The following is a 24,227-nucleotide window of genomic DNA, read 5'->3' as shown; positions in this document are numbered from 1 at the left end:
GATTAGCGAATCAGGATCAAAAAATGTTGCACTTTATGGTTCATAGAGACCAGAACGTGACTCAAGTAACATCTTCTCCAGCTGACCGCTGGCTTTCAGTTTGGCGAGCCCCCGATTGAAGGTTTTGATCAGCTCTTCAGCGTTGGCGCGCTTGCGGCTGATCAACAGATGACCTTCAACTTTCATCACGGGTTTTGAATGGGTTGCAAAGAGATCGACCGTGCTGGCCGGGTAGAACTGACGCAGGGAGTAGTAGCCGACATCGATGTTCTCCAGGGTCAGGTCGGCGCGGCCGGAGAGCAGCAGATCAAAGCTCTGGCGCAGCCGGGTGACGAACTGCACCTGCAGCGGAACCTGCGCGATGGCTGCAAAAAAATCTGCATTGTAGGTATAGCCACTGACCGCAGCCAGCTTGCGATCCGCCAGATCCTGATAGCCACGCCATTCCAGCGGAGCTGACTTGAGATAGAACCAGACGTAGGTCTCGCTCAGGATGGGATCGCTGTAGAGATGGGTTTTGCGCCGCTCGCTCGACTCATACCAGTGGACTGTGCCATCTACCACGCCCTCCTCCGACAAGCGAAAGGCCCGTTTCCAGGGCAGAAACTGGAACTTGACGCTCACCCCTTCACTCTTGAATGCCTCGCTCACCACATGAGGGATAAGCCCCTGATATTTCAGCGTCTCGGAGCAGTAAGGGGGATACTCTCCCGTGGTCAGGGTCAGCTCCTGCGCCCAGAGCCCGTGGCAAAAAAGGCTCCCCGCCAGCAACCAGCTTATTTTCATCCCGATGCCCTCTTGTTCTGTTTTCCCAACTATAGACCGCCCCCTTGAAAGGATTGCCGGATCGCCGGGGAACCGTTATGTTCCCCTTTTTCCAGGCGATCGCGCCGCGTCACAAGGATATGAAGATGCCCAGGCTAGACAGCATTCACCTCTACCCCATCAAATCGACTGCAGGTATGCCGCTGGCTCGCGCCCGGGTGACCGAAGAGGGACTGGCAGGGGATCGCCGCTACATGGTGGTCAAACCGGACGGCACCTTTATCACAGCCCGAACCCATCCCCAACTGCAACAGATCGTGGCCACCCCCATCGAAGGGGGCTTGCAACTGCGCTATCCGGGCTTTGAACCGCTCACTCTGCAAGAGGTCGGCTTCAGCCGCGCCCCGCAAGCTACCGAAGTCTGGAGCGACCGTTTCACCGCCCTGCACACCGACCCCAAAGCCGATGGGTGGCTGAGCCGGGTGGCAGGGGAGACGGTGCAGCTGCTCTGGCTGGGTGAAACCTCTGATCGCTTTCGTGAAAAGACCGGCACCCGGGTCAGCTTTGCCGACGGTTATCCGCTGCTGCTGATAAGCCAGGCTTCCCTTGAGGATCTCAATCTGCGCTCCGATGCGCTGCACCAGATGAGCCAATTCCGCACCAATCTGGTGGCAAGCAATACCCAGCCCTTCGAGGAGGACAGCTGGGTGCGCATCCGCATCGGCGAGGTGGAGTTTAAAGTGGTCAAGCCCTGCAGCCGCTGCATCATGACCACGGTGGAAGCGGGCACCGATCGCTTCAACGCCCTGAAAGAGCCGCTGGCTACCCTCACCCGCTACCGCCGTGGCGAGGATGGCGAGGTCTACTTCGGCCAGAATCTGGTGGCGCTGAACGAGGGCTGGATTGAGGCAGGCAGCGAGATAGAAGTGCTGGAGCGCACCCGTCCGGTGGTCTATCCCGCCGCCGCTCCGAAGAAGCGGGAGCTGGTCTGCGTGGCCCGCGAACCGCTGGCGCGGGATCTGGAGACCTTCTGGTTTGAAGCCGCCGATGGCGAGCCCCTGCCCGACTACCTGCCGGGCCAGCATCTGCCCATCAGTCTCGATATCAAAAATGAGCGGGTTCAGCGCCGCTATACCCTGAGCTCTACGCCGGATCACCCGGAGCGTTACAGCATCAGCGTCAAAAAGGTGGAGGGTGGCCGCATCTCCCACTGGCTGCACCAGCAGTTGCAGGTGGGTGATCGGCTGCTGGCCGCCAACCCCGCTGGCGAGTTTCACTTAGGGTCCGAGCGCAACCTCCTGTTGCTCTCCGCAGGCTCCGGCGTCACCCCCATGCTGGCGATAGCCCGCACCCTGGCGCTACGCGGGGAGATGGAAGAGGTTCACTTTATGCACCTGTGCCGCAGCGAAGCGGACATTCCCGCCGCCAGCGAACTGCACGCCATGGCGCAGCAGGGCATGACCCTCACCCTGATCCTGAGCCAGCCGGACAATCACTGGCAGGGGCTGCAAGGGCGACTCAATGATGAGCATCTGCAACTGATCAAAGGGCTGGCCGAAAAAGAGGTCTTTATCTGCGGCCCCCACGGCTTTATGGCCGATGCTGCCGCCAAAGTTGCGGCCCTCGGCGTTCCAGCCGCACGGATCAAACAGGAGAGTTTTGGCGGCGCCATTCTCTCGGTGGCCCGCCCCCATCAGGCGGTACAACTGCGTATCGGCGCCCAAGCCTTTACCGGCAACAATCAGGGCACAGTGCTGGATCAGGCCAACAAGCAAGGCGTAGAGCTGCCATGGAGCTGCCGCGCCGGCATCTGCGGCAGTTGCAAACAGACGCTGCTCTCGGGCGAGGTGGATCACCCCGACGCCCCCGCCATCACCGCCGCCGAGCGGGCGGAGGGCAAGATCCTTGCCTGCTGCGCCGTGCCGCTCACCGACCTTGAAATCCTATGATCGGGTGATCGAGCCGCATTAACTCACGCCCCCCCCCCCAGATGACCGGGGAATTGACCCCGGTCATCTTTATCCACACTTGTTCACCTGATCCGCCCTTAATTTGTCCCCACGGCCTTCATCAGTGAGTTTCCCTTCCTATACTCTCAGAGCAAAAAGCCTTGCCAGCCATTGACTTGGCGATGCTCCATACGACACTCAGCCATAGGGAAAGGACGCCCATACCATGGAACAGAACAAGCCCGCCTTTCAGCTCAACCTGCTGCTATCCGTCATCACCCTGATCCTGCTGTCACTGGTGTTTTTCGCCTACAGCTGGGCTGGGAAACAACTGGAAGAGAGTTATCGACAACAATATGTCTCCTACCTGCTGGCCGACGAACTGCGCCAATCCTCCGATGATCTGACCCGACTCGGTCGCACCTATGTCATCACCAAGGATCCAGCCTACGAACAGCAGTACATGCGGATCCTAGCCATTCGCAACGGCGAACAGCCGAGGCCGGATGGCTACAACCGTATCTACTGGGACTTTGTCGCCGCCAACGGCCAGAATCCCCGCCCCGACAGCAATGTTCGCCGTGGCCTGATCGACCTGATGAAGGATGCCGGTTTCACCGACGGCGAACTCGCCAAACTTAACGAGGCCAAAAACAACTCGGATGCCCTGGTCAACACCGAGGTCGCCGCCTTCAAGCTGGTGCAGCAGAGCGATGGCGATCCGGTTGCCAACCAGCAAAAAGCCATCGCCATGATGCATGACAAGGCCTATCACCAGAACAAGGGGCGCATCATGTCCCCCATCGATGACTTCTACGTGATGATGGAGCAGCGCAACCATGAGGCAGTCGAGAGCGCCATCGCCAATACCGATATGCTGCGGTATCTCTTTATCGCCCTCGGTCTGGTGTTGATGTTCTTCCTCTGGCGCACCTATCGCTCCCTGCTCGATCTGGTGGGCACCTCGGTCGAACAGCTCAAGACCGATCTCCATATGATGGCGGAAGGGGACTTCTCGCGCCCCATCAAGGTGCCGCCAGGATCGAAAGAGAGCCTGATCGGTCTGCTCGGCGGTATGCAGACCACCCTCAAGGGGATCATCGCCAAGGTCTCCCACTCCACCGAGGAGCTGTCCCACTCTGCTGACAGCATCGCCCAGATCGCCGAGCAGACAGCCCAGTTTGCCACCGATCAGCAAACCAGCACCCAGACCATGGCCGCCGCCATCGAGGAGCTGGTGGTGAGCATCAGTCACCTCTCCGACAACGCCACTCATGCCGACGAGCTGAGCAAGGTCTCAGCCAATACCCTGGAGGAGGGGTCAGGGGTCATTAAAGAGACGCTCGGCAGCATCGAGAATATCTCCACCACAGTGGGGGATGCGGCCAGCACCATCTCCGAGCTCAACGGCCATACCCAGCAGATTTCGGAGATCATCGGGGTGATCCGCGGCATCGCCGATCAGACCAACCTGCTGGCCCTCAACGCGGCCATCGAGGCGGCGCGGGCCGGTGAACAGGGTCGCGGCTTTGCGGTGGTCGCCGACGAGGTGCGCAATCTGGCCAGTCGCTCGGCGGCCTCAACCCAGCAGATCACCGGGATGATCAGCAAGATCCAGAGCGGGGCGGATGCCTCCATTCGCAGCATGGAGAACACGGTCAACAACGTCTCCCGTGGGGTCACGCTGGCCAACCAGACCGGCGAGGCGATCGCCAGCATCCAGAGCCACGCCTCCAACCTCACCGGCCTGATGGGGGAGATCAGCCACACCCTGCGCGAGCAGTCCACCGCCGCCAACGAGGTGGTCTCTACCGTCGGCAACATCACCTCTCTCTCCGAACAGTCAGGGGATGCCGCCCGCCACGTATCCCAAGAGGCGGCCAAGCTCAAGCAGCTGTCACGGGTACTGCGCCAGGAGATGGGGCATTTCAAGCTTTAAAGAACGCTGAAAAGCAAAACGGCTGCCCGAAGGCAGCCGTTTTTTATTCAGGGTATTCCCCGTCATTCAGTATCTATCAACCACGCAGGGCGGCGATACGCTGCTCGATGGGCGGGTGGCTCATGAACAGCTCGCTCATGGAGCGCTTGCCGTTGATGCCAAAGGCCATCATGGAGCCTTCCAACTGCGGCTCGGCACCTCGAGAGAGGCGCTCAAGGGCGGCAATCATCTTGTCGCGACCGGCCAGCTTGGCGGCACCGGCATCGGCACGGAACTCACGCTGGCGGCTGAACCACATGACGATGATGGAGGCCAGAATACCGAACAGCATCTCCAGCACGAACACTGTGATCATGTAGGCAAAACCGCCGGTGCTGCTGCTCTCTTCCTCGTTGTTGGAGCTGAAGAAGTTGCTGATCACGCCAGCCACGATCCGGGCGAAGAACATCACGAAGGTGTTCACTACACCCTGGATCAGGGTCAGGGTCACCATGTCGCCATTGGCCACGTGGCTAACCTCGTGGGCCAGTACCGCTTCCGCCTCGTCACGGCTCATGCTGTAGAGCAGGCCGGAGGAGACCGCCACCAGCGAATCATCGCGGCGGGCGCCGGTGGCAAAGGCGTTCATCTCGGGAGAGTCGTAGATCCCCACTTCCGGCATCTTGATACCCGCTTCGCGGGCCTGACGGGCCACAGTGCTCACCAGCCAGTGCTCGGTCTCGTTACGGGGTTGCTCGATGACCTGGACGCCATAGCTGCGCTTTGCCATCCACTTGGACATCAGCAAGGAGATAAAGGAACCCCCAAAACCGAACACGGCACAGAACACCAACAGCCCGGAAATGCTGGACTTGTTGATCCCCAGAACCGAGAACAGGATATTGAGTACCACCCCCAGCACCAGCATGACGGCCAGGTTGGTCACCAGGAATAGCATAATTCGCTTCATATAGACTCCTTGTGAAGATAAGGGACATGACCGGGGATCACTCGGGATCCCCACCTGATCATGTTAATGTCGACATTCTAGGGAGATTCGATGAATGTTCGCTGAATATGCCGTCAAAGTAGCGGCGAGATATCAAGACGCCCCTGCAAATCGGCTTCAAGCGGATTGTTTATAAAAGGAATTTCGCCGAGGAAGGGGGCAGGCAGCAAGCCCCTCAGGGTGTCCAGATTTTCCTGATAATGGCTCATGGAACCATGGAGCCGATTAATTACCCACCCCGCCACCGGCAGCTGATCATTGCGAATGGCGGCAAAGGTGAGCAGCGCATGGTTGAGGCAACCCAACTTGGCCCCCACTACCATGATCACCGCCATGTTCTCCTGCTTGACCCAGTCCGACAGCAGATGCTTGCGATCGAGCGGCAGATACCAGCCCCCCGCCCCTTCCACTACCGCCAGCTCGGCCCCGGCCTGTTCAATCTTGCGTAGCCCCTCGCTCAACCCCTGCATGGTGATAGGCTGGCGCGCCTCGCTGGCGGCGATGTGGGGCGCAATCGGCGGCTCATAGGCGAACGGATTGACCACCTCATAGGGCAGCGGCAGGCTCGCCGCCTCCTGCAACAGAACGGCATCCAGGTTGCGCAGCCCGTCCGGGGTGCGGGCACATCCGGCCGAGACCGGCTTGTAACCCGCGCACTTGATTCCCTGTGCGCTGAATTCGCGCAGCAGGGTGCGCGCCACCAGCGTCTTGCCCACATCGGTATCGGTGCCGGTGATAAAGAATGATTTCATACGGTTCTCTCCTTGGCAGGGAGTAGCACACTGCCCTGCACACACTGCGATTCCCGGCGCTCAGCGAGGCTTGCTGAGACGGCCGAGGCACACCCGATAACTGGCGACCAGCCTGCCATCGGGCTGGCGAAACGCCTCATACGCCTGCGCCAGCTGCTGCAATCTGGCGCGACCGCTCAGACCGGCCGGGGCGGCACTCCCCTGATTGTCATTGATCTGATTGGCCCCAATCCCCTTGAGATCGCGCAACAACTGCGGCAATTCAAGATAGGCGAGATCCCAGGTGATACAACGCAGATCGGGAGCTGATACCCCGGCGCTCGCCAGCGCCTGCTCCAATTGTGGCAGGCTGAGGAAGCGATTGACATGGGCGCGACCATCAAGCTGCTGCCAGGCGGCTCGCAACTGCCAGAGCGACTCATCGAGCAGGGTCGAGAAAAAGATCTGGCCGCCCGGTTTGACCACCCGCAGCAGCTCGCCGAAAGCCTGGGCCGGACGCTCGCACCACTGCAGCGCCAGACTGGAGAAAATCCAGTCGAACGCGTTATCGGCGAAAGGAAGCTGCTCCGCATCGCCGCAGAGCAGGCGAGCACCGCTGCCACGCAAGGCGGCCTGCGCCAGCATGCCGGGGGCGAGATCAAGCCCCACCAGCTGGTGACAACGGTTCGCCAGTTGGGGCAAGAAAAAGCCGGTGCCGCAGCCCAGATCCAGCCCGCTCACCGTCAGATCAGTGCCAACCAGCCTGTCTGGCATCCATTCCAACAGCGCCTGACCCACCTCCTGCTGAAAGCGGGCGTGGGCATCGTAATGACGAGCGGCGGCGCCGAAACGGCGAGCAAGCTGCGCCTTGTCGACCGTTTGAAAACGCTCAGTCATGGTGAGCCTCCCCAAGCGTTGTAACTGCAGGGCAGACCCCCAAGGCATCGAGCAAGCGATCCACATCCTGCTCGCGGTGAGCCGCGCTCAGGGTAATGCGCAGCCGGGCCGTACCGACTGGCACAGTGGGCGGGCGGATGGCGCTCACCCAGACGCCGCATTCGCGCAGCCGTTCAGCCAGTTGCAAAGCAGCAACGCTCTCCCCCACCAGCAGCGGCTGGATCGGGGTATCGCTCGCGCCAAGCTGCCAACCCTGATCCTTTGCCCCTTGCCGGAAGCGAGCGATCAGCTGGCCAAGATGGGCGCGGGACTCATCAGCCGCGCGCACCAGTTCGATGCTCTTGCTGACCGCGCAAGCCTGCGCGGCGGGCATATGGGTGCTGTAGACATAGTGGCGGGCGAAGTTGACCAGATACTCCACCAGTTCGCGACTGCCGCCGACAAAGGCACCGGCAACCCCGAGCGCCTTGCCAAAAGTGCCCATCTGGATGTGTACGCTGGCAGGAGGAACCCCCTGCGCCGCCAGAGTGCCGCGCCCCTCGGGCCCCTGCACGCCGAGGCCGTGGGCATCGTCGATCATCAGCCAGTTGCCGCTCCGGGCGGCGAGGATTGCGAGCTCACCCCAGGGGGCCTGATCCCCGTCCATGCTGAACACCCCCTCCGAGACGATGAGCCCGCGATTTGGCTCAAGCTGCCGTTCAAGGGCCGCCATATCGTTGTGGGCAAAACGCTTCATCTTGCAAGGGAGCTGGCTGCCCATCTCCTGCAAAGAGGCGTGGTTGAGTTTGTCCTGCCACAGCAGATGCTCCTTGCCGAGCAGCGCTTTGAGCACCGCCTGATTGGCGGAAAAACCGCAGTTGAACAGCAACACCGCCTCCACCCCGAGCCACTCGGCCAGGGTCTCCTCAAGCTCTTGGTGGGCACGGCTGTAACCGGTCACCAGCGGCGAGGCGCCGGAGCCCGCACCATAGCGCTCAATCCCCGCGTTGAAGGCGGCCTTGATGGCGGGATGATCAGCCAGCCCCAGATAGTCGTTGGCGGAAAAGTTGAGGTAGTCGCGCCCTGCAACCCTGAGCCACCCGCCACTCGCCCCGTCGGTCGCGATGCGGTTGCGCAGCAGGCCAGCCTGTTCGCGCCCGGCCAGCGCAGCGCCCAATGCAAAGGGGCCCGTTACTGCAGGGCCGTTCATGACCGCGCAGCCCCTGCACGGGGGCGGGTGGCGTCATAAAACATTTCGGCAGGTTCGCTCTGGCGGCTCACCTCGGCCAGCAGCTCCTCTTCTTGAACCTGATCCGGCTTCTGGGCCCGCTGGGCGGGACGAATACCGAGCCGCTTGAACAGCTGCATATCGCTGTTTTCGTCCGGGTTGGGAGTGGTCAGCAACTTGCAGCCATAGAAAATGGAGTTGGCCCCGGCCATAAAGCACATCGCCTGCATCTGCTCGTTCATCTTCTCCCGCCCGGCAGAGAGTCGCACATGGGAGGCTGGCATCATGATCCGTGCCACGGCGATGGTGCGGATAAATTCGAACGGATCGAGGTTCTCCTGATCCTCCAGCGGCGTTCCCTTCACCTTGACCAGCATGTTGATGGGCACGCTTTCGGGATGACGGGGCAAGTTGGCCAGCGCCATCAGCAGACCCGCCCGATCCTTGGCCTGCTCGCCCATGCCGACGATGCCGCCGGAGCAGACCTTCATGCCGGCGCTGCGCACGTGCTCCAGGGTATCGAGCCGATCCTGATAGGTGCGGGTGGAGATGATCTCGCCGTAAAACTCCGGCGAGGTGTCGAGGTTGTGGTTGTAGTAATCGAGCCCCGCAGCGCCAAGACGCGCAGCCTGATCCGCGGTAAGCATCCCCAAAGTCATGCAGGTCTCCATACCGAGCCCGCGCACCTCCTCAATCATCCGGATGATGTAGGGCATGTCTTTTTCTTTGGGGTTGCGCCAGGCGGCCCCCATGCAGAAACGGGACGAGCCATTGGCCTTGGCTTCGCGGGCCCGCTCCAGCACCTTCTCCACCTCCATCAGCCGCTCGGCCTCAAGACCGGTATGGTAACGGGCGCTCTGGGGGCAGTATTTGCAATCTTCCGGGCAGGCGCCGGTCTTGATGGAGAGCAAAGTACTCACCTGCACTTCATTCGGGTCAAAGTGGGCGCGGTGGACAGTCTGGGCCTGAAACAGCAGATCGTTGAACGGCAGGGCAAACAGGGCCTGAACCTCGGCGAGGGTCCAGTCGTGACGAAGGGCGTGACCGCCCGCGGTGAGAGCATTCATACATGGCTTCCGGTTGTTATTAGTGGGATCCTGCGCCCGCCATCTTGGGATGGACGGCCACAAAACCCGCCGCCGGGCCCGCGCGCTCAGGGTGATGCGCAGTGCCAAGTGGCTGAAATTGTTGGCTAGTGTAGAGAGCACGCGTAGACTGTCAACACCGACCAGATCAAACCAATTGACAACAGAACAACAAATGACCAACCAAGAATTCGACCTGCACCACATCTGGCACCCCTATACCTCACTCACTCACCCCCTGCCCTGCTATGAAGTGGCCAGCGCCAAAGGGGTGAAGCTCACCCTCAGCGATGGCCGCAAACTGGTGGATGGCATGAGCTCCTGGTGGGCTTGCGTGCACGGCTATCAGGTGCCGGAACTGGACGCTGCCGCCACCGCCCAGCTCGGCAAGATGTCCCACGTGATGTTTGGCGGGCTGACCCACCCCCCGGCGGTCGAGCTCTGCCGCAAGCTGGTGGAGATCACTCCGAAGGAGCTTGATCGGGTCTTTCTGGCCGATTCCGGCTCGGTAGCGGTGGAAGTGGCGCTCAAGATGGCGCAGCAGTACTGGCACGCCAGGGGGACGCCCAGAGCCAAATTTGTCGCCCTGCGCAGCGGCTATCACGGCGACACCTTTGGCGCCATGAGCGTCTGCGATCCCGATGGCGGCATGCACGAGCTCTACAAGGGATTCCTGCCGGAACACTATTTTGTCGATGCGCCGAACTGTCGCTTCCACGCCGAGTGGGACGAGCAGTGCGTGGTGGAGCTGGCCACACTCATGGCCGATCATCACGAGGAGATAGCCGCCATCGTGCTTGAGCCCATAGTGCAAGGCGCTGGCGGCATGCGCTTCTACCACCCCCGCTACCTGCAGTGGGTGCGTGCCCTGTGCGACGAGTTCGGCGTGCTGCTCATAGCTGACGAGATTGCCACCGGCTTTGGCCGCACCGGCCAGCTGTTTGCCTGTGACTGGGCGGGGATCAGCCCCGACATCATGTGTCTGGGCAAGGCGCTCACCGGCGGCTACCTCACCCTCTCGGCGACCCTAACCACCGAGCATGTCGCCCGTACCATCTGTGACGGCAAGGCGGGGGTCTTTATGCACGGCCCCACCTTTATGGGTAATCCCCTCGCCTGCGCGGTGGCCAACGCCTCCATCGAGTTGCTGCTGGCCTCACCGTGGCAGGAGCGGGTGCGCGCCATCGAGCATCAGCTGCGTACCGAACTGGTAGAGCTGACCCTGCACCCGGCGGTCGCTGATGTGCGGGTGCTCGGCGCCATCGGGGTGGTGGAGATGAAAGAGCGGGTGGATGTGGCGCGCATCCAGCGCAAGTTTGTCGAACTGGGCGCCTGGATCCGCCCCTTTGGCAAGCTGGTCTACCTGATGCCCCCCTTCGTTATAACCCCCGAACAGCTGCGGGTATTGACCGGCGCCATCCGTCAGGCCATCACCGAAGGCGAGTTTTAATGCAATGCAACGGGCGGCCATCGCTGCCGCCCGTTTGACTACCGGCATTTGATATATAAAGAGGGCAACTTTATCCACTTCAGTGCAGTTTCACTTGCCGTAATGTGAGCAAAACACCAGACCTGAGGCCCCAAGAGGGGTAAACTGCTGCGGTTTTACCATCAAGAAAGACTGCTCATGCGCCTCTCCATTGCTGCCAAAATCAACTTTTTCCTGCTCTTCATCTTCTCCATGGTACTGGTCTTCTCCGCAGCCTATCAGGCAGTGCGCGAGCGCGATCTCATCCTGACCCTCATCAAGGAGCAGAGCCGCGAGCAGACCGAAGCCTATTTCGATGGCCTCAACATGCTGATGCTGACTGGCAAGATGGATGCCCGCGATACCCTGCGCGGCAAGTTTCTCGACCACGCCCATGTGGAGGATGCCCGCATCGTGCGTGGCGATGCGGTGAGCAAACAGTTCGGGCCGGGACGGGAGACAGAGCAGGTAAAAGATGAGTTTGATGAGCTGGCTCTGGCGGGCAAAGGGAGTCTGGAGGTGGTGCACAACGGCATGCACAGCCGTCTGGTGGTCACCCGACCGCTGCTGGCCAAGAAGGATTTTCGCGGGACCGACTGCACCAGCTGTCATCTGGTGCCGGAGAACACTGTGTTAGGGGCCGTGCGCTTTGACTACTCCCTCGATTCGCTGTTTACCCGGGTCGAGCAGAATATTCTCACCTCGGCGCTCATTCTCACCGGCATCTTCGGGATGGGACTGCTGCTGACCCTCTGGGTCATCCGCACCTGGATCGTGCGCCCCCTCAACCAGTTGACCCGCTCCATGGAAGAGGCCACCGACTTGCACGACTTCGGCCACCGGCTGGAGGGGGATGACGGCGACGAGATTGGCCGGGTGGCGGTGGCCTACAACCAGATGCTCGACAGTGTGGAGCGCCAGCTCGGCAAACGCACCAAGGCCAGCAGGCAGGAGCCGGATCAGCCCCGCTAAGACGAACGCTTAACCGACGTAGTAGAAAAGCAGACTGGCGATCAGCACCAATAGCAGGATGGCCAGATTGACATGCCGGGAATCATCCTGACGGCGGCTGCGCTTGCGCTCCAGCAGCAACACCGCCAGCGTCAGGGCACAGCAGCTCCAGAGCCCGTAGACCAGCCAGGGGGTAAGGGCCGGGTCCCAATAATCGCGCACCTCGATCCCGCCATAGACCAGAAAACCGTAGGCGATTTCGGGACGGGCATAGTGGTAAAGGGAGAGCAGCACGATAAAGCCGCCCCAGCAGAGCATCACCAGCCCCTGCAACAACCGTGTCAGCCAATCTGGCCCATGCCGCCGATCTTTCACCCACCTCTCCTGCGCCCGTGACACTCTTGTTGAGTGAACCATGCCGAAAACCCCACCAGAGTCCGACATTTTTGCTTGTTTATCAAACCCGCGCGGGTAAGATTGACGGCTTAGTCTGCCATGGTGGGCCATCTGTGCCCGGGCCAGACTCCCTAGTGTTGCAAATAGCGCTGCAAGAACAAGCTGGAGACAATATTTCGATGACGCACGCATCCGTAGTAGATGTGCTGGCCGGTAAGTATCCGGTCGGCACCACCCAAACTGTCAAAGGGTGGATCCGGACTCGCCGTGATTCCAAGGCGGGGATCTCATTTTTGGCCATTTCCGATGGCTCCTGTTTCCATCCGGTACAGGCAGTTGTCCCCAATACCCTGGCCAATTACGAGAATGAAGTGCTGCGTCTGACCACTGCCTGCTCCGTGGAAGTGACCGGCGTGGTTGCCGCCTCTCAGGGCAGCGGCCAGGCTTTCGAACTGCAGGCGACCGAGGTGAAGGTAGTCGGTTGGGTCGAAGATCCGGACACCTACCCGATGGCCGCCAAGCGCCACAGCATCGAATACCTGCGTGAACAGGCCCACCTGCGCCCGCGTACCAACATCGTTGGCGCCGTGACCCGCGTTCGTCACTGCCTGGCGCAAGCCATCCACCGCTTCTTCCACGAAGAGGGCTTCCTCTGGGTTGCGACCCCGCTCATCACCGCTTCTGACACCGAAGGTGCCGGCGAGATGTTCCGCGTCTCCACTCTGGACATGGAAAACCTGCCGCGCACCGACGCCGGCAAGGTGGACTACAACGAAGATTTCTTCGGCAAAGAGGCTTTCCTGACCGTATCCGGCCAGCTGAACGCCGAAACCTATGCCTGCGCCCTCTCCAAGGTCTACACCTTCGGCCCGACCTTCCGCGCTGAAAACTCCAACACCAGCCGCCATCTGGCCGAGTTCTGGATGGTTGAGCCGGAAGTGGCCTTCAACGATCTGGAAGATAACGCCGCACTGGCCGAAGCCATGCTTAAGTATGTCTTCAACGCCGTACTGACCGAGCGTCGTGACGATCTGGAGTTCTTCGCCCAGCACGTAGACAAGGATGCCATCGGCCGTCTGGAGCGTTTCGTCTCCTCCGACTTCGCCCAGATCGACTACACCGACGCCATCGAAGTGCTGCAAAACTGCGGCAAGAAGTTCGAGTTTCCGGTCTCCTGGGGTATCGACCTCTCCTCCGAGCATGAGCGCTATCTGGCCGAGGAGCACTTCAAGTCTCCGGTGGTGGTGAAGAACTACCCGAAAGATATCAAAGCCTTCTACATGCGCCTCAACGACGACGGCAAGACCGTTGCCGCGATGGACGTACTGGCACCCGGCATCGGCGAGATCATCGGTGGTTCCCAGCGTGAAGAGCGTCTGGACGTGCTAGATGCCCGTCTGGCCGAGATGGGCCTGAACAAGGAAGATTACTGGTGGTATCGCGACCTGCGTCGCTTCGGTACCGTGCCGCACTCCGGCTTCGGTCTGGGCTTCGAGCGTCTGGTAGTCTACGTGACCGGTATGGGCAACGTCCGCGACGTGATCCCGTTCCCGCGTACTCCACGTACCGCCGAGTTCTGATCAGCGGCATATTGCCACTGCATTGCAAAAGCCGACCTGCGGGTCGGCTTTTTTATTGTCACCGTTATGGGTGATACTCAGGATCAACCGGCACAAGGAACTCGTCGCCTATGGGATATCGCCTGCTGCTCTCGCTATTGCTGTCCTGCATGCCTGTTCAACTGTGGGCCGAGCCCATTCGTCTGACCACCCTGGAGTGGCCCCCCTACACCAGCCAGAGCCTGCCCGATGGCGGCCTTACCGGTCATATCGTCAAACGCGCCTTTGCCGAAGCGGGACTGGAAGTGACGTTCGACTTCTATCCCTGGCAGCGGGCGGTGCGGCTGGCGGCCGACCCGACCCAGCCTTATAGCGGCTATTTTCCCGAGTACCTCTCCGACACCCTGCCCACTCTGTGGCGCAGCTCCGCCAGCGTAGGCGACAGCGTGCTCGGTATGGCGCAGCGCTCAGGCCCCCCCATCCCCTGGCAGCAGCTCACGGATCTCGCCCCCTACCGGATCGGCGTGGTGGAGGGGTACGTCAACACGCGTGAATTCGATGCACTGATGGCCAGCAAGCGCCTCAACACTGCCGCCGTCGATGCTGACCTGCTCAACCTGCGCAAATTGCAGCGCGACCGGCTCGATCTGGCGGTGATCGACCGGGATGTCTTCCACTGGCTCATCAACCATGATCGCAAGCTGATCAGCGCCAGATTACAGTTTCACCCGAAGATCCTCGAACACAAGAGCCTGCACATCATGTTTCGCCCCGATCAGCAGGCGTTGCAGCAACGGGTGGCACAGGCCATTGCCAGATTGGATATTGCCAAGCTGAGCGAAGATTATCAGCGCCGCTATCTGCAGCAAGCACCTGCGGCCAAGTGAGCCAACCCGCCGAAGTCAGCCCTTGCTGGCAAAAATAGCCTGAGCGCTGGCTTTTTCACCCTCTTCTGCCGCAATCGAGCCCTTTTTATGCCCCTCCCCTGCAGTTCTGTTGCCGCACTGTGCGGCCACCATGACCCCCCGCTGGCTTGGCCCCGAGTGATACCAGCTGGTGACAAAAATGATGTTTTTGTTAGTACGTGGTTTTTAAGTGGTTTAATCAAAAATTCATCGAGTTATTGAAGTAACTCAATTTTTTCACTTTTTCAGGGGAGCAGAATAGCAACTAACCCTTTTGGGCTAAATAAAACAGACAATGACAATTCATGGTTCAGGCTACCCGCGGCAATATGGGTTGAATCACACGAGGTAACGGAATGATCTTGATGGAATTTTTGGTGGTACTCGGCTGCTTGCTGCTGGGTACCCGCTTTGGGGGCATGGGACTCGGTCTCATCAGTGGTATCGGTCTCTTCCTGCTGACCTTCGTCTTCGGCCTGGTGCCGGGCGAACCGCCTGTTCAGGTAATGCTGACCATTCTGGCGGTGATCGGCTGTGCCGCCACCCTGCAGACTGCCGGTGGCCTCAACCTGATGATGCAAGTGGCCGAGCGCCTGCTGCGCCGTCACCCGCAATACATCACTATCTTGGCGCCGCTCACCACCTGGACCCTCACCTTCCTGTGCGGTACCGGCCACGTGGTCTACACCATGTTCCCCATCATCGCCGACATCGCGCTGCAGAAGAACATCCGTCCCGAGCGTCCGATGGCCGTGGCCTCCGTTGCCTCCCAGATGGCCATCTGCGCCTCCCCGGTCTCCGTTGCCGTGGTCTCCATGGTCTCCATTCTGGCGGCCGGTCACGGTATCGGTCAGGCTTACGGCCTGCTCGACATCCTGATGATCGCCATCCCCTCCTCCCTGACCGGTGTCATCGTGGCAGCCCTGTGGAGCCTGCGTCGCGGCAAGGATCTGGACAAGGACGAAGAGTTCCAGGCCAAGATCAAAGACCCGGAGCAGCGTGCCTTCATCTACGGCGGTGGTGAAACCCTGCTCAATACCAAGTTCCCGAAAGAGGCCTACTGGTCTACCTGGATCTTCTTCGCCGCCATCGCTGCCGTGGTATTGCTCGGTGCCAACGAAGGTCTGCGTCCGGTGTTCACCATCAAGGACAAAACTGGCCCGCTCTCCATGAACCTGGTGATCCAGATGATGATGCTGATCGCCGGTGCCATCATCCTGATGCGCTGCAAGGTCAAGCCGGGCGAGATCGCCAACGGCGCCGTCTTCAAGGCAGGCATGGTCGCCATCTTCTCCGTATTCGGGGTGGCATGGATGAGTGAGACCTTCTTCCAGGCTCACATGCCCCTGCTCAAAGAGACCCTGGCCCATGTGGTACAGGCCCAGCCCTGGACCTACGCCCTGGTGCTGTTCCTCATCTCCAAGCTGGTAAACAGCCAAGCCGCCGCCCTCACCGCCATCGCCCCCATGGGTCTGGCGCTGGGTGTGGAGCCTAAGCTGCTGATCGCCTTCCTGCCGGCGAGCTACGGCTACTTCGTGCTGCCAACCTACCCGAGCGATCTGGCCTGTATCGGTTTCGACCGCTCCGGCACCACCCGCATCGGCAAGTTCATCATCAACCACAGCTTCATCATTCCGGGGCTGATCGGAGTGGTGACCTCCTGCTCGCTGGGCTTTATCCTCACCAGCATCCTGCTCTAATCGCAGCGGCGTTTACCACGCTATTGCAATACAGGCCCCCGCTTCGGGGGCCTGCTTTTTTCCCGCTCTGTGACCCCAACCATTTCCCCGCCGCCATTTCCGGACACAATACCTTTACCTCTGCCCACGCCGCTGGGTAGCATGCCCCCTCGTTCACCACCGGAATCTCATCCATGTCTCGCGTCATCCTGCTCTGGAGCGGTGGCAAAGATGCCATGCTGGCCCTCTGTCATGCCCGTCAAGCGGGCCATCAGGTGGTGGCACTGGCCACCTTTGCGCCGCCAGAGCCCCGATTTCTCGCTCACCCCTTGCCGCTGGTGCGCCGTCAGGCGGAAGCCCTCGGGCTGCCCCATCTGCTGGTCACCATAGAAGCGCCGTTCGATCTCGGTTATGAGCGGGAACTGGCACGGCTCAAGGAGGAGTGGCAACTCGATGGCGTAGTCACCGGCGATATCGACAGCGTGGGCGGCGCACCAAACTGGATCCGCGAACGCTGCCAGCCGCTGGATCTCACCGTCCATACCCCGCTCTGGCAACAATCTCGTCAAGCCTTGCTGGCGGATATGCTGGCCCGCGGCATCGTCGCCCACCTCTCCTGCGTCGATACCCGGGTACTGGCCCCCGAGTGGACTGGGCGCACCCTCGATGCCGCCACCCTCAGCGATCTGCAGCAACTGGCCGAGCGCGAGGGCTTCGATGCCTGCGGCGAGCAGGGGGAATACCACACCATGGTGACCGACGGCCCGGGCTTTGCCGCCCCGCTGCACCTCGATGGCTGGCAGGTGGCGCGGCAGGATCATCTGGCCTATCTGGCCGAGCCACAGGGATAACGGCCTCAGGCCATCTGGCACGCTCGTTCAGGGACACGCGAAAAATCGAGATAAAAAAACGGAAGGCAACAGCCTCCCGTTTGGGTTTGATCGGGCCAGTTTTGAGCGGGCCATGACGACCCGAACAAGAAATAAACCGGCTTATTTCGCCAGCTTGCCCAGCACCCGCTGCAGCAGGCGGATGCGTGGCTCGATGCTCTCCAGCAGCAGGAACTCCGCCTCCGAGTGGAAACCGCCCCCCATGGGGCCGAAACCATCGAGGGACGACACACCCGCGGCGGCGGTGAAGTTGGCATCCGAGCCGCCACCGGCCTCCAGCCAGTTGAAGGGGATCCCCTCCTCCTTGGCTGCCGCCTCCACCAGCGCCATCAACGCCTCGGTGTCACCGCTCGGGCGCATCGCCGGCTTGAAGGTCTGGCGATCCACCTCGACCCGACAACCCGCGAGGAAGGGGTTGTTAGCCATAAAGGTGAGCCGGTCGTGTACCGCAGCGGCCTCTTCGTTGCTCCAGAAGCGCAAATCCACGATCGCCTCGGCAAAGTCCGGCACCACGTTGACGCCGGTGCCGCCCTGTACCACGCCGACGTTCATGGTGGTGCCCGTGGTCATGTTGACCTGCTCGTTGATGGCCAGCACCCAATGCGCCAGCTCGGTGATAGCAGAGACACCTTCGGTGAGGGCCGAACCGGCATGGGACGCCTTGCCGTGGAAGGTGATGCGATATTTGGCATTGCCCTTGCGGGCGCTGATGAGATCCCCGTTGGGACGAGCCGCCTCGGCCACCAGCACGCAGCCGCTCTGTTTGGCCTTCTCCACCAGCCAATCTTTCGACCAAGGGGAGCCAATCTCTTCGTCGCAGTTGCAGCAGACCAGCACCTTGAGCTTGGCAAGCAATGCCGGATCCATCTCTTTGAGGGCATACCAGATAGAGAGCAGGCCGCTCTTCATGTCCGACACACCGGGGCCAAAGGCTTGATTGCCTTCGATTTTCAGCGGGCGCTTGGCCGCCGTCCCCTCGGGGAAGACGGTATCCATGTGGCCGCACAGCATCACGTCGTAGTGATCGGCACCCGGCGCATTGGTTGCCTCGAGGCAGGGGCCGCACTCGGCAGCGAACTGGTGGCGGGTCACCTGCCAGCCGATGGCCTCATATTTCTCGGTCATGATGTCGGCCACCTTCGCTACCCCGGCCGGGGTGCGAGTACCGCAATCGAGGTTGATGAGCGGGGCCAGATCGGCCAGATAGCTATCGAGGGAAAACGGGCTCTTTACAACTGTCATTATCTTCTCCATGCAACAATCAGCATTGATGGCCGATCGTCTATTGCAACAATGCGACACAGTGAGAAAAAGGCGGGCAGCCATGCCACCCGCCCGACCGGTAAATTCCAAACACCACTACATAACCCGCATCACTACATAAACAGCAGATAGTTGAGGGTCAACGCCGTCACCAGCGCCCCCGCCATCGGCACGCTGGTGCGCTTGACCACGGTAAAGGGCGATACCTTGGCAATCCCCGCACAGGCGATCAGTACCGCAGCGATGGGGGAGACGGTGCGGCCGATACTGGAAGCGAGCTGCATCGGCAGCAGCATGGTCACCGCCGGTACGCCAAACTTGGCCGCCACCGCCGGTGCCAGGGTCGAGAAGCTGAGGAACGCCGCGTTGCCGGAGCCCATGATGACCGCCGCTACCATGATCAGCGCCACCATCACCAGGGTCATCAGACCGCTGCCGATACCGGCATTGCTGGCAGAGTGCAGCAGGGTATCGATGGCGCCGATGGCCTTGAGGGATTCGGCAAACAGCTCGGCACAGACGATGAGCGCCACCACGGGGCCGAACACCTTGCCCATGCCATCGAGGAAGCTCGACAGCCCGGCAAACGCGGTACGCACCGAGCGGCTACGCAGCAGCTCGCACAGCATGCCGATAAAGACCGACAGCAGCATGGCCACCTCCACGCTCATCTTGATGTCGCTCACCAGCAGCTTGGAGAAGGTCATCATCAGCACGAAGGGGATGATCGGCAGCAGGGCATACCAGGTGGGCGCCTGCACGCTCTCGGTGCCCTGCTCGTCCAGCTCGGCGTGATCGCCGCGATGGAGCGCAGGATCCCAGCCATCCTTGCGATCGCAGTGACGCTGCCAGAAGAAGTGCAGCACCATGGTCACCAGCAGCATGGGGGCCACCAGCCAGATCTGGTAGTCAACGAAATAGCTGGTCGGATCCATGCGGGATTGGCCGGCGGAGAAGATGGCGTTGGTCTGGGTCGGGCCAATTTCAAACGCCTGTGAGGTGGCGATGACACCACAGGCGGAGGCCGGGCTGATGCCGAGGTTGCGCATCACCGGATACATGGTGACCATCAACAGCAGGCCAAGGCCGGTGGCGGAGGTGACGAACAGAGAGACGAATACCGCCACCAGATAACAGATGGAGAGCATCAGGTAGCTGGACTGGATGCCTGCCACCGGTTTGACCGCCACTCGCACCAGCGCCTGGGAGGCCCCGATATGGGACATGTAAGTGGCAAAACCCGCCACCGCCATGATGGTGAGGCCGAGGCCCGCCGCGCGGTAGGAGAAGATCCCCTTGAACACTTCGAACAGGTCGAACAGGGCGAAGCCGGTGCTCTTGTCTGCGGGGAGAATGGGGTGCAGCCCCAGCCAGTAGGCCACTGCAAAAATGGCCATGCCCGCCAGCGCCAACACCGCCTGCGGGTTGTAATCCTTGATAATGCCGTAGACCACGGCGACCAGAACGAGCAAGACGAATAAAAGTTCCAATATTCACTCCTGATAAATTTATCGAAGAGCGAAATCTAGTGATCTGACCACTGTTTGCCTTTGATCCCTATCAATAAAGGTGCCGTCACCGTGATTCATTAGCATAATATGTCGGCCATGTAACAATTTTTCGTTATTTCAACTGCCGAAAAACCTTTATCACCCCATATCCGGGAATTGTGTGACGCGACTCCCCTCTTTTTTGCGTTGGATCAACATCTGACGGCGCCGAACTGGCGAAGATGCGCTTCGACACATAGCGACCATTTCGCGCCGGAGAGAGTTATGACAAGCCAAGCCACCGCAGGTGCTTCGACCTGCGACTACAAGCTGTGGGACATCCTCGTCGAGTCTGCAAAGGAACGCACTACCATTCGTTACTCCAAACTGGCCAAGCAGGCCGGGCTGGAGCAGTGCCAGGATGAACTGCGCACCCTGCTGCAACGCATCCGCATGTACTGCACCGAAAATAACCTGCCGATCCTCTCCGCCATCGTGGTGGACGACGTGGGCAAATACACTGGCCTCTCTTCCAGCCTGCCTGATGCACCCTGGGAACGGGCCCGGGTCTTTGACCATGAGTGGACCACCCTGCACTGATTGAGGTGCTCGATGATGCCGACCAAAACGCGCCCGCTGGCGCGTTTTGGCTATCTGGCGTTTGCCCCCTTCTCTTTTTCTCCTGCAATAGCGGCTCTTCTCCCGCAATAACGGGCCCATCGGGCACGCCCACCGTACTGCTTCTGATCTTGAACTCAAAAGCGCCGTTCAGGTGTGACCAGTTCCGGTAAAACCCGCGAGCCGGACCATCGGCGTTGCCATGGGATTGCCACAATGCCAGAATCGGGCCCTTGCACTGCGTTGATTCGGATTTTCGGGACGCGGCCCACGGCCAGCGCCCACAAGAGAAGGACTCCCCATGGCCATCACCCTCTATGGCATCAAGAACTGCGAGCTGTTTTTATTGAATAGACCACAAAAAAGCCCAAGGAATGCTTGGGCTTCGAACCATCGATGTCATCACCAATTAATAACAAACAGATCTCATTGAGAAGGCATAACTTAACGTTTTGTCAACTGCACCACTAGTTTGTACCGCATGTGATTCAAGCAACTACGCAGGTAGTGCTATCAGGGCACCCTATTTTCAACGTAGCATCAGACTGCTTTTCTATATGATGCTTGCTTAGGGTACTACTCGCACTTGATGCCCATAAGTCTAAAGTCCCAAGTCCATATCTTTGGGTACTCATTCGAGTGAGAAACGTAGTATTGGGTCTTATCATCCAGCTCCCTCACTGCGAAAATCTCTGTCTTTTGGCCTTCCTTAGAACTTTCATTACTCCATGTCGCCATACATTTTTTGCCTTCAGAGAGGGACTTTTGTACAGAACTTCCCTCTTCAGAAATCGCAGCAATAGCATTAGAAGTAAGAAAAACACCACACAGAACACATACAATCCCTGATAACTTCACTGTATGAACACTCCCTTATCGATAGATGGCAATGAAAAGATGCGATCAATCAAGATCACATCTCCTCATATCCGAGGTTGCTAGCACCAATACTGGATCAGTTGCACGAATATGCATTCATCGTAACAGTTGCCGAATTACCATTTGCGGTAACGTCAGTACCTGTAATGACAACAGCATTAGCTCCTAGCTTGATAGCCTCATTTGCAGCATTCTGTCTTGCCAATGCAACGTTCTTATCTACCGTCAAGCTGAAAATCTCAGTTCCTGATACTACATCAATGAGCTTGCAGCTCTCTGCCGCTTTAGCATCAATAACTTTTACTGGCAATGATGCTGATGAACTTGATGAACATGCAGTCATTAATGATACTGAAAATAGAATTGCAATTTTCTTCATTTCAAAATCCATTCTCTGAATCGTGGTTGATATACACCCAGTTAATGAGGGGGTACTCGGTACAAAATCATGCCCAAGCAACTCAAGGTTGACAAGCAATTCTATGGACACTCGACACGCTGATACCCAGCCGCTTTGCCACTGATGCCTTAGCGATGCCCTGCGATAGAAGATGCAGCACCTCATCCCGCTTCTCCATCGCTGTCGGCTTCCGGCCCTTGTAGACCCCTTTGGCCTTAGCCAAGGCGATTCCTTCCGCCTGACGCTCCAGCATGATTTCCCGCTCGAACGTGGCGATGGCCCCGATCATGGTCAGCATTAGCTTACCTGTCGGAGTGGCCGTGTCGATGCCCAGATTCTGGATCTGTAATGTTACCCCTTTGGCGTGTAACTGGTCTGTGATCTCCAGCAAGTGCCGGGTGTTCCGGGCCAGACGATCCAATTTGGTCACTTTTAGCACGTCTCCAGAGCGGGCGAATTCGAGCATTGCCTGTAGTTGCGGCCTATCCGTCTTGCTACCGCTGACCTTCTCCTGAAAAACTTTTTCACACTCCGCCAGAGCTGTCAGTTGCTGCTCCAGCGATTGCCCCGTGGTCGAGACACGGGCATACCCGATGATTGCCATGATGGCCTCCCAATAGGCTCAAGACCCTGCAAGAAAAACGTGTCAAAACTCGAAAACCAACCCGTGTGACAGGGGTTGCCGAGGGGCTTCCGGTCTGTCACACGGGCATGGTCTATTGAGCGTCCGGCTCTTTCGGCGGGGGCGGTGGTGTCTGCATCGAGTTGACGGCCTCTTTGATGAGGACGCCCAAGGCTGCCAGCAGTGCCGCCTCCAACGCTTTCAGTAACGGGTTTCCTTGCTGCTCATTCATACGCCTTCTCCTTGCTGGATGGCTCCCGACAAGGGGCCAGATGTGATGTATTCCATGGGGTTCTCCTATGGTGTAGATCTCCATCTCGCTTATACCGGCGTAGGGTCTGAATGTTGCCTGCTCGCTTTCCTTGTGCTGGTGGGGTTCGGGATTGTTTTTTCAGGGCCGCCAACGGGGCGAGATCGTTGCTATCTTCTTGATTTGTCTCCTTCGGGTGGCTTGTAGGCTCCCCCTCGGTGCAGTAAATAGATAAGAGTCTGAGTAACTAAACGGGTATCTATATCGGGCTGGAACAGCTGGAACACCAGACACATGCCGCCGAAAAGCCCATGAACACGCTGCTGGATGTGTCGATGAGACTCAAATCGACCAGATACATCACCCCGAAATGTGTCGATTGGCAGTCACTCGCGGCGGGGTCAGACGGTAATACGACAACTTGTCGCTATGCCCATCTATCAATCGCCAATCGAGCCGAGCAGCAATCTTCTTCAAATCGCGTTTGGGCTGAGAGGAGTAACGCAGATACCCGGTAGAATCGCAGGTATAAGCACTCTGTGAGGACTCCCGCGTGATATAGATATGCCCCTCCTCCTGTCGCCATTTCATCACTTCCAGCAGTTCTTGCAGGTACTCTTCCACGCTTAGGATGCGTCCCTGAGTACGACAGATGGTGGCCCACAACTCTTGCTCCTCGTGCCGAATTCTGAGCGGTCTGAGGCCCGTCTGCTGCTCAATGTAGGCATCACGCTGTTGGTCTGCTTGGCGGTTCGCTGGCTCCAGATGATAAGCTTCGTCAAACTCCAGCAAGTACGTTTCCTGCCGGATCGGTACGTCAAAATAATTTCCGTCCGGGTCGAACCACTGCAAATCGACTCGGAAATCTATTCGGTAAGGGCCGCAAGAAAACTGCGGGATCACTTCGATTCGCAAACCCGGCTGCTGTTCTTCAAACCAAGCAAGCAGCGAAACTAGGTACTCTGTGTAAAATGCTGCCTCATAGCGGCTCTGACCTTCCTCTCGTGGTAATGATTGTCCGGTCAACCGCTCGATCTCCGCTATCAACGCTGCGTTCAGGTGAGAGCTGGGGCCATAGGTCAACACAGCCAAGGCTTGTAAGGGAGTCCACATTCCCAATCCATTATCCGGTTCGGGAACCTCCGGCAGGTCGAGTCCTTGAACCTGCCGGATGTTGTTGATTGCCCGCCTGACGTACTGACTGTACCGCCCATTGAAACCAGGTATTTGTGACAGCAATGATCTGGGGTCGATAATCCCTCGGGCAGGTTGGCCAATGAAAATTGCTGTCATGTT

22 protein-coding genes are annotated in these 24,227 nt (G+C 59.4%); 9 read left to right on the top strand and 13 right to left on the bottom strand.

The features are described from left to right. Positions 1-33: 33 nt before the first annotated feature. On the bottom strand, positions 34-786 hold the full coding sequence (locus OKB77_RS03255) for a substrate-binding periplasmic protein (RefSeq protein ID WP_201951661.1): 753 nt from the start codon (positions 784-786) through the stop codon (positions 34-36). Positions 787-863: 77 nt separating this feature from the next. On the opposite strand from OKB77_RS03255, the gene OKB77_RS03250 reads away from it, so the two are divergent. Beyond that, positions 864-2,714, top strand: coding sequence for an MOSC N-terminal beta barrel domain-containing protein (locus OKB77_RS03250; protein WP_270816926.1), 1,851 nt, complete (start codon positions 864-866; stop codon positions 2,712-2,714). A gap of 226 nt (positions 2,715-2,940) precedes the next feature. Then, positions 2,941-4,653 carry a methyl-accepting chemotaxis protein gene (locus tag OKB77_RS03245; RefSeq protein ID WP_021231121.1) on the top strand — a complete coding sequence of 571 codons (1,713 nt, stop codon included), beginning with the start codon at positions 2,941-2,943 and terminating at the stop codon, positions 4,651-4,653. 76 nt (positions 4,654-4,729) lie between these two features. Here OKB77_RS03245 and htpX read toward each other — a convergent pair whose 3' ends face one another. From htpX to bioB, 5 genes are all read right to left on the bottom strand, one after another. Beyond that, positions 4,730-5,602: a protease HtpX gene (gene htpX / locus OKB77_RS03240; RefSeq protein ID WP_005337890.1), complete on the bottom strand. Its 873-nt coding sequence runs from the start codon at positions 5,600-5,602 to the stop codon at positions 4,730-4,732. A gap of 113 nt (positions 5,603-5,715) precedes the next feature. Next, positions 5,716-6,393: a dethiobiotin synthase gene (bioD, locus tag OKB77_RS03235; protein ID WP_005337893.1), complete on the bottom strand. Its 678-nt coding sequence runs from the start codon at positions 6,391-6,393 to the stop codon at positions 5,716-5,718. Between the two features lie 60 nt (positions 6,394-6,453). Further along, positions 6,454-7,269, bottom strand: coding sequence for a malonyl-ACP O-methyltransferase BioC (bioC, locus tag OKB77_RS03230; RefSeq protein ID WP_201951667.1), 816 nt, complete (start codon positions 7,267-7,269; stop codon positions 6,454-6,456). After that, positions 7,262-8,458 carry an 8-amino-7-oxononanoate synthase gene (gene bioF, locus OKB77_RS03225; protein ID WP_201951670.1) on the bottom strand — a complete coding sequence of 399 codons (1,197 nt, stop codon included), beginning with the start codon at positions 8,456-8,458 and terminating at the stop codon, positions 7,262-7,264. The genes bioC and bioF overlap by 8 nt, the downstream gene beginning before the upstream one ends. After that, positions 8,455-9,543, bottom strand: coding sequence for a biotin synthase BioB (bioB, locus tag OKB77_RS03220; RefSeq protein WP_005344369.1), 1,089 nt, complete (start codon positions 9,541-9,543; stop codon positions 8,455-8,457). Before bioB ends, bioF begins: the two co-directional genes overlap by 4 nt. 193 nt (positions 9,544-9,736) lie before the next feature. On the opposite strand from bioB, the gene bioA reads away from it, so the two are divergent. Together bioA and OKB77_RS03210 are read left to right on the top strand one after the other, a co-directional pair. Continuing rightward, positions 9,737-11,011, top strand: a complete 1,275-nt coding sequence (gene bioA / locus OKB77_RS03215) for an adenosylmethionine--8-amino-7-oxononanoate transaminase (RefSeq protein ID WP_201951674.1) — start codon at positions 9,737-9,739, stop codon at positions 11,009-11,011. 177 nt (positions 11,012-11,188) lie between these two features. Then, positions 11,189-12,001 carry a HAMP domain-containing protein gene (locus OKB77_RS03210; protein ID WP_005350472.1) on the top strand — a complete coding sequence of 271 codons (813 nt, stop codon included), beginning with the start codon at positions 11,189-11,191 and terminating at the stop codon, positions 11,999-12,001. 9 nt (positions 12,002-12,010) lie between these two features. Here the strand turns inward: OKB77_RS03210 and OKB77_RS03205 are convergent, their stop codons facing one another. Then, entirely contained in the window at positions 12,011-12,355 is a 345-nt protein-coding gene (locus tag OKB77_RS03205; RefSeq protein ID WP_139441191.1) for a hypothetical protein, read from the bottom strand. Positions 12,356-12,555: 200 nt separating this feature from the next. Here OKB77_RS03205 and asnS point away from each other — a divergent pair, with 200 nt between their 5' ends. The 4 genes from asnS to OKB77_RS03185 all read left to right on the top strand — a co-directional run bounded on the left by asnS (position 12,556) and on the right by OKB77_RS03185 (position 17,370). Further along, on the top strand, positions 12,556-13,956 hold the full coding sequence (asnS, locus tag OKB77_RS03200; RefSeq protein WP_005337914.1) for an asparagine--tRNA ligase: 1,401 nt from the start codon (positions 12,556-12,558) through the stop codon (positions 13,954-13,956). Between the two features lie 110 nt (positions 13,957-14,066). Then, the gene (locus OKB77_RS03195; RefSeq protein WP_201951676.1) at positions 14,067-14,822 is read left to right on the top strand and encodes a substrate-binding periplasmic protein; all 756 of its coding nucleotides are present in this window, start codon (positions 14,067-14,069) and stop codon (positions 14,820-14,822) included. Positions 14,823-15,196: 374 nt separating this feature from the next. Continuing rightward, positions 15,197-16,540, top strand: coding sequence for an anaerobic C4-dicarboxylate transporter (locus OKB77_RS03190; RefSeq protein WP_005337916.1), 1,344 nt, complete (start codon positions 15,197-15,199; stop codon positions 16,538-16,540). A 173-nt stretch (positions 16,541-16,713) separates the two neighbouring features. Beyond that, positions 16,714-17,370 carry an adenine nucleotide alpha hydrolase gene (locus tag OKB77_RS03185; protein ID WP_201951679.1) on the top strand — a complete coding sequence of 219 codons (657 nt, stop codon included), beginning with the start codon at positions 16,714-16,716 and terminating at the stop codon, positions 17,368-17,370. Positions 17,371-17,511: 141 nt separating this feature from the next. Here OKB77_RS03185 and OKB77_RS03180 read toward each other — a convergent pair whose 3' ends face one another. Together OKB77_RS03180 and dcuC are read right to left on the bottom strand one after the other, a co-directional pair. Further along, positions 17,512-18,651: a M20 family metallopeptidase gene (locus OKB77_RS03180; protein WP_201951681.1), complete on the bottom strand. Its 1,140-nt coding sequence runs from the start codon at positions 18,649-18,651 to the stop codon at positions 17,512-17,514. 134 nt (positions 18,652-18,785) lie between these two features. Then, positions 18,786-20,162 carry a C4-dicarboxylate transporter DcuC gene (dcuC, locus tag OKB77_RS03175; RefSeq protein ID WP_201951695.1) on the bottom strand — a complete coding sequence of 459 codons (1,377 nt, stop codon included), beginning with the start codon at positions 20,160-20,162 and terminating at the stop codon, positions 18,786-18,788. A 285-nt stretch (positions 20,163-20,447) separates the two neighbouring features. Between dcuC and OKB77_RS03170 the strand changes: the two genes are divergently transcribed. Then, a complete protein-coding gene (locus tag OKB77_RS03170) occupies positions 20,448-20,762 on the top strand; it encodes a hypothetical protein (protein ID WP_005337929.1) in 315 nt (104 codons plus the stop codon). Positions 20,763-21,735: 973 nt separating this feature from the next. On the opposite strand, the gene OKB77_RS03165 is transcribed toward OKB77_RS03170, so the two are convergent. From OKB77_RS03165 to OKB77_RS03150, 4 genes are all read right to left on the bottom strand, one after another. Next, complete coding sequence (locus tag OKB77_RS03165) at positions 21,736-22,038, bottom strand: DUF4156 domain-containing protein (RefSeq protein WP_270816912.1); 303 nt, start codon at positions 22,036-22,038, stop codon at positions 21,736-21,738. A gap of 82 nt (positions 22,039-22,120) precedes the next feature. Continuing rightward, positions 22,121-22,663 carry a recombinase family protein gene (locus tag OKB77_RS03160; RefSeq protein WP_010674055.1) on the bottom strand — a complete coding sequence of 181 codons (543 nt, stop codon included), beginning with the start codon at positions 22,661-22,663 and terminating at the stop codon, positions 22,121-22,123. A 112-nt stretch (positions 22,664-22,775) separates the two neighbouring features. Next, positions 22,776-22,913 carry a hypothetical protein gene (locus OKB77_RS03155; protein ID WP_010674054.1) on the bottom strand — a complete coding sequence of 46 codons (138 nt, stop codon included), beginning with the start codon at positions 22,911-22,913 and terminating at the stop codon, positions 22,776-22,778. Between the two features lie 378 nt (positions 22,914-23,291). After that, positions 23,292-24,224 (bottom strand): hypothetical protein, encoded by a 933-nt coding sequence (locus tag OKB77_RS03150; protein ID WP_201951700.1) that lies wholly within the window; start codon positions 24,222-24,224, stop codon positions 23,292-23,294. Positions 24,225-24,227 lie beyond the last annotated feature (3 nt).

It is taken from the genome of Aeromonas sp. Y318-3 (assembly GCF_027706185.1).
Classification (GTDB): domain Bacteria; phylum Pseudomonadota; class Gammaproteobacteria; order Enterobacterales; family Aeromonadaceae; genus Aeromonas; species Aeromonas veronii.
The sequence above is the reverse complement of the archived record's forward strand: the minus strand, read 5'-3'. Positions and strand labels throughout refer to the sequence as shown.

Bases quoted from the DNA above. Each gene is read 5' to 3' on its own strand.
- OKB77_RS03190 (WP_005337916.1), top strand. From the start codon at position 15,197: ATGATCTTGATGGAATTTTTGGTGGTACTCGGCTGCTTGCTGCTGGGT.
- OKB77_RS03245 (WP_021231121.1), top strand. From the start codon at position 2,941: ATGGAACAGAACAAGCCCGCCTTTCAGCTCAACCTGCTGCTATCCGTC.
- OKB77_RS03250 (WP_270816926.1), top strand. From the start codon at position 864: ATGTTCCCCTTTTTCCAGGCGATCGCGCCGCGTCACAAGGATATGAAG.
- OKB77_RS03180 (WP_201951681.1), bottom strand. From the start codon at position 18,651: ATGACAGTTGTAAAGAGCCCGTTTTCCCTCGATAGCTATCTGGCCGAT.
- bioA (WP_201951674.1), top strand. From the start codon at position 9,737: ATGACCAACCAAGAATTCGACCTGCACCACATCTGGCACCCCTATACC.
- bioC (WP_201951667.1), bottom strand. From the start codon at position 7,269: ATGACTGAGCGTTTTCAAACGGTCGACAAGGCGCAGCTTGCTCGCCGT.
- OKB77_RS03155 (WP_010674054.1), bottom strand. From the start codon at position 22,913: ATGAATGAGCAGCAAGGAAACCCGTTACTGAAAGCGTTGGAGGCGGCA.
- OKB77_RS03160 (WP_010674055.1), bottom strand. From the start codon at position 22,663: ATGGCAATCATCGGGTATGCCCGTGTCTCGACCACGGGGCAATCGCTG.
- OKB77_RS03150 (WP_201951700.1), bottom strand. From the start codon at position 24,224: ATGACAGCAATTTTCATTGGCCAACCTGCCCGAGGGATTATCGACCCC.
- htpX (WP_005337890.1), bottom strand. From the start codon at position 5,602: ATGAAGCGAATTATGCTATTCCTGGTGACCAACCTGGCCGTCATGCTG.
- OKB77_RS03210 (WP_005350472.1), top strand. From the start codon at position 11,189: ATGCGCCTCTCCATTGCTGCCAAAATCAACTTTTTCCTGCTCTTCATC.
- OKB77_RS03185 (WP_201951679.1), top strand. From the start codon at position 16,714: ATGTCTCGCGTCATCCTGCTCTGGAGCGGTGGCAAAGATGCCATGCTG.
- bioF (WP_201951670.1), bottom strand. From the start codon at position 8,458: ATGAACGGCCCTGCAGTAACGGGCCCCTTTGCATTGGGCGCTGCGCTG.
- OKB77_RS03195 (WP_201951676.1), top strand. From the start codon at position 14,067: ATGGGATATCGCCTGCTGCTCTCGCTATTGCTGTCCTGCATGCCTGTT.
- asnS (WP_005337914.1), top strand. From the start codon at position 12,556: ATGACGCACGCATCCGTAGTAGATGTGCTGGCCGGTAAGTATCCGGTC.
- OKB77_RS03255 (WP_201951661.1), bottom strand. From the start codon at position 786: ATGAAAATAAGCTGGTTGCTGGCGGGGAGCCTTTTTTGCCACGGGCTC.
- OKB77_RS03165 (WP_270816912.1), bottom strand. From the start codon at position 22,038: ATGAAGAAAATTGCAATTCTATTTTCAGTATCATTAATGACTGCATGT.
- OKB77_RS03170 (WP_005337929.1), top strand. From the start codon at position 20,448: ATGACAAGCCAAGCCACCGCAGGTGCTTCGACCTGCGACTACAAGCTG.
- bioB (WP_005344369.1), bottom strand. From the start codon at position 9,543: ATGAATGCTCTCACCGCGGGCGGTCACGCCCTTCGTCACGACTGGACC.
- bioD (WP_005337893.1), bottom strand. From the start codon at position 6,393: ATGAAATCATTCTTTATCACCGGCACCGATACCGATGTGGGCAAGACG.